The following is a 653-nucleotide window of genomic DNA, read 5'->3' on the forward strand; positions in this document are numbered from 1 at the left end:
CGGCGCTGTTCTTCGCGCGCAAGGTGGGCCGCATGCTGGAGGTGCAGCGCGAGGAGGCCGGCAGCACGCAGGTCTACCGCGTGCGCGGCCAGGTGTTCTTCGCTTCCGCCGGCCAGCTGGGCGCGGCGTTTGATTACCAGCACGTGGCACCGAAGGTGCAGATTGATCTGCGCGATGCCCATCTGTGGGATCTGACCGCCGTGGCCGCGCTGGAACGCGCGCAGGAAAAACTGGCCGCGCATGGCGCCGAGGTAACGGTGGTGGGGCTCAATGCCGCCAGCCGGACGTTGATCGAGCAGGTGGGTGGACGCGGCGGCGGACACTGAGTTCGCACTCACCCATCGCCGCCATCTGTGCTGGAGGATGGGTCCACAAGCGCTTCGGCAGATGCCAGGGCATGCACTGGCATCTGCCTCTGATTCGACAGGGGGCACCCGGGTGACCGCAGCGGCGGTCACCCGCGTTGTTGCATCAGTGCCTGCGGCCCATGCACCTGACTTCCACCCGCATATCGGCGTCCATCACTTCGCTGGTGCAGATCATCTGGTTGTCGCCCGGCCCGATATTGGGGCGCACGCCCAGATCGAAGAGGTAGCGACTGAAGTCCATGTAGGCGTCACTGGTGATGCCACCGGGGAACTCGTACACCACCG

The 653-nt window shown here is 66.0% G+C and carries 2 protein-coding genes; one reads left to right on the forward strand and one right to left on the reverse strand.

From position 1 onward, the window contains the following. Positions 1–326 (forward strand): STAS domain-containing protein (locus tag C9414_RS20785; protein ID WP_142398071.1); only part of this gene is annotated, 326 nt, incomplete at its 5' end. Between the two features lie 145 nt (positions 327–471). Here C9414_RS20785 and C9414_RS20790 read toward each other — a convergent pair. Beyond that, positions 472–653 (reverse strand): hypothetical protein (locus C9414_RS20790; RefSeq protein WP_181286187.1); only part of this gene is annotated, 182 nt, incomplete at its 5' end.

Origin of the sequence: Bacillus sp. Nf3 (assembly GCF_003028545.1) — a bacterium.
Taxonomy (GTDB): Bacteria; Bacillota; Bacilli; order Bacillales; family Bacillaceae; genus Bacillus; species Bacillus safensis.